General features: G+C 70.5%; 3 protein-coding genes. All 3 read left to right on the forward strand.

Annotated elements, in window-relative coordinates; genetic code table 11:
• Window positions 1-131: 131 nt before the first annotated feature.
• Window positions 132-1,163 carry a TIR-like protein FxsC gene (locus ABT247_RS32645; protein ID WP_350750090.1) on the forward strand — a complete coding sequence of 344 codons (1,032 nt, stop codon included), beginning with the start codon at window positions 132-134 and terminating at the stop codon, window positions 1,161-1,163.
• Window positions 1,156-1,656 carry a hypothetical protein gene (locus ABT247_RS32650; RefSeq protein ID WP_350750093.1) on the forward strand — a complete coding sequence of 167 codons (501 nt, stop codon included), beginning with the start codon at window positions 1,156-1,158 and terminating at the stop codon, window positions 1,654-1,656. Before ABT247_RS32645 ends, ABT247_RS32650 begins: the two co-directional genes overlap by 8 nt.
• Window positions 1,657-2,059: 403 nt before the next feature.
• Entirely contained in the window at window positions 2,060-3,001 is a 942-nt protein-coding gene (locus ABT247_RS32655) for a hypothetical protein (protein WP_350750096.1), read from the forward strand.
• Window positions 3,002-3,395 lie beyond the last annotated feature (394 nt).

Raw genomic sequence — 3,395 nt, forward strand, 5'->3', positions numbered from 1 at the left:
CTATGCGCCGGCCGCGAACTGATCACCTGAACGAGGCTGATGCGCACGGAAGTTCGAGCGGCAGCCATGTCCCCCGGTTTGGGAATCGCTTCTGATGCCAGGCGGGGAACGGGCACAGGGGAGGCGCGCGCGTGAGCAGCCCGGCTGACATGGGCGAGGGTGACAGCAGGCCGTACTTCTTCCTCAGCTACGCCCGTAGCTACGACCGCACACCTCGGCGGCGTCTGAGCTCCGCCGATCCTGACCGCTGGGTTCTGCGTCTCTTCGACGACCTGTGCGACGCGGTCCAGGCACTCACCGACGCAGACGGCGCCATCGGCTTCATGGACAGATCGACAGGCCAGGACGACCAGTGGACTGAGCAGCTCAGCAGAGAACTCGCCCGCTGCAGGGTCTTCGTGCCGCTGTACTCACCCCGCTACTTCAACAGCGCGTCCTGCGGCCAGCAGTGGCACGCCTTCGCCCAGCGGAGGTCCCTCGCGCTCAGGCCCTCCGGGCAGTCAACGACCGGAATCGTGCCAGTCCTGTGGGTCCCGACGGACCGCTACGGCCTTCCCAACGTCGCAGCTGAACTCCAGTTCGAGCACAGGGCCTTCGGCGCCGAGTACGCCTCCGATGGGCTGTACGCCCTGATGAGACTCTCGAGGTATCAGACCGAGTACGAGCAGGCCGTGTACCGGCTGGCGAGGCGCATCGTCGATGTCGCCGAAGAGTCGGCCATCCCGATCGCGAAGCCGCTGGACCTCGAGTCACTGCCGAGCGCCTTTAGAAGGGGTGCTGGCGATGCGGACGTCATCAGAGCGGGCGCTGTCCTTCGGAGGACGCCTGCACTTCGGGGGGAGGTCGGCATCGCCGAACCGGTCTCCGACCAGAGGGCCCGGTCGGTGCGCAACGGTCCGGACGAGCCCATCGATTCGCCGGACGTCATCAATCGCCTGGCCGAGGGCGTAGCTCGGCTACGGGAGTACTCTCCCCCAGAGCTCGACGACGCCGCTGAGACCGTCAACACCGGCATCGCCGAGATGTTCGTCCGCATCGGGCCGCCTCCCAGTCCAACGGCCTCCGGCACAGGTCCTCCTGGGCCGGGTGGCGTGGACGGAAACGGTGAGGGCGGGACTCCCGTCGGAGCGGGGCACGGGACTGGGGGAAGTCGACGTGGCTGAACACGAGACGGTGGGCGGATCGTCTGAGCTGGACGTCGCGCACAAGATCGCCCTTGAGTGGGCCGATGTCCCCACGGGCCACCTCGTCGCGGTCCTGTCCGCGATGGAGCCCCAGCTCCGCCGCGAGCACCAGCTCAAGGCCAAGCAGGACGAACGCCGTCACGAGCTGGAGATGCAGCGCTTGAAGGAGGCCGAGCGCCGTCACGAGCTCGAGCTCGCCAAGCTGAAGGAACGCCAGGCCCGTGCCGCCGACGCCCACCGGCAGCACCTCGTCGGGGTCGGAGCCGGCATGGTCGTCTCGCTCAGTTGCATCGGCGGTGCGATCTGGTTCGGCGTCACCGGCCACTACTGGCCCATGGCCATCCTCGTCGGACCGGTCCTGATCGCGCTGACGAGGATGTTCGTCCTGCGCCGCAGCGACACGGGCGACGTCCAGGCCGCGGCGGGCGTGCTCGGCAAACTGCTCGGCAAGAGCTCGGCGCCGCTGGAGTAGACCACGGGCCCAGGGCCCGGGCGGTGGTCGGCGCCGAGCACCACCTCCGCGCCCAGCGCGTAGCCAGTGGCGGCGATACCGGAGTTCAGGCGGCACAGACGCGCTGCGGCGGCGTCCGCCTCGGGCGTGCCTGTGTCGTCCTCGGTGGAGCGGTCTGCCGATTGGGGCTTGGACAGTTCGACCGTGTCAGCGTCCACGCAGTGGGCTTCCCGGAGCCCGACCGCGGACTTCCGAAAAAACTTTTCGAGCCACCTGCAACCCCCGGCGGGGACGGACGTCCATGAGGGTGAAGGCACGGAGAGCGAGACCGGCAGAGCCGGGGGGTGCTTCCGCTCGGAAGGAGCGGGGCCGGTCGTCTTCACCGAGCACCACCGTCCGACACACGTCCTTGGGGGATCACGTCATGCGCACGTCCGTTATCAACCGTTCTGCGAAGAACGACCGTGCCTTCTCCGGCCGCCGCAGCATCGCGGCCCTCGCCGCCACCGCCGCCCTCGCGGGCGGCGTCCAACTGCTCGGTGCCGGCGACGCCTGGGCCTGTTCGGGGCCGTACCAGGCCAACAACCCCACCCTCTCCCAGGAGGCACTGGCCCGGCACCACGACGGAGCCCCGGCCGCCACCTTCATCGCGCCCTCCCCGGCCTCGCTGACCGCCGGTTCCAGCGCCGAGCTCGGCGTGGAGTTCGCCAACTTCACCGGCGCGGACTTCGACGCGGCCTGGCCCGCCCTCACCCTGAAGGGCAACCACCTGCGCGCCGAGGACATGACGGTCGAGGTCATGCGCGGCGGCGCGTGGACGAAGCTCGGCATCGACAACGGCTGCGGCGGCGAAGCCGTCCGGGTCGACACCTCGCCACTGACGCAGCACCTGGCGAACGGTCGGGCGAGCCGCGTGATGTTCCGGATCGGGCTCGCCGCCGACGCACCCCGGGGTCTCGCCTCGCTGTCCGTCTCCACCACCGGGTTGGGCGAGGCCTCGGCGCCCGGCAAGAGCGCGGGCCGGACGATCAAGGTCGTCCACCCGGGCGCCGCCGACGCCGCCGAGCCGACCACCCCGGCCAAGCCCAAGCCCAAGCCCAAGCCCAAGCCCGAGCCCGAGCCCGAGCCGGCCGCCCCGGCCAAGAAGGCCGAGCCCGCCGCCGACAGCACCCCCGCCAAGTCGACCGCCACCCCCACGGTGCCCTCCACCGCCGCCCCGGCCACCACCGCGCCCGCCGGAACCCCGGAGCTGGCCCGGACCGGCGCCTCCTCCACCGACGGGGCCCTCGCCGTCGGCTCCGCCGTGCTCCTCGCCCTCGGGGGCGGCGTCCTGATCGCCGTCCGTCGACTCCGTTCCCAGCGCTAGAAGTCTGCCGAAGATGTCGCTGCTGGAGGGGCTGTCCCGGTCGGGGACAGCCCCTTTCGCGGCCGGGCGTCTGCCTGTACGGGCGACACCCGGCCCGTTGAGAAGCTGTCGCCACGGCTCGGTGCGTGCGGCGTGCTGGGCGACGAGGACGGCCTGCTGCGCGAGGGTGTCGGACCGGTCGTCGGCAGGCTCTTACGGCGGGGCACCGGGACGGAAGAGCGGGGCGTCAACGCTGCACTGTGGCCGCCTACCGAGCCTCGTGCCGGGCGTGAGAAGATCACGGCCGTGACCATCAAGCTTCAGAAGCGATTCCCAAACCGGGGGACATGGCTGCCGCTCGAACTTCCGTGCGCATCAGCCTCGTTCAGGTGATCAGTTCGCGGCCGGCGCATAG

The organism is Kitasatospora sp. NPDC001539, assembly GCF_040298565.1.
Classification (GTDB): Bacteria; Actinomycetota; Actinomycetes; order Streptomycetales; family Streptomycetaceae; genus Kitasatospora.

What these genes read in the sequence shown, in the direction of transcription:
- ABT247_RS32655 (WP_350750096.1), top strand. Translation starts at nt 2,060, where the DNA reads ATGCGCACGTCCGTTATCAACCGTTCTGCGAAGAACGACCGTGCCTTC.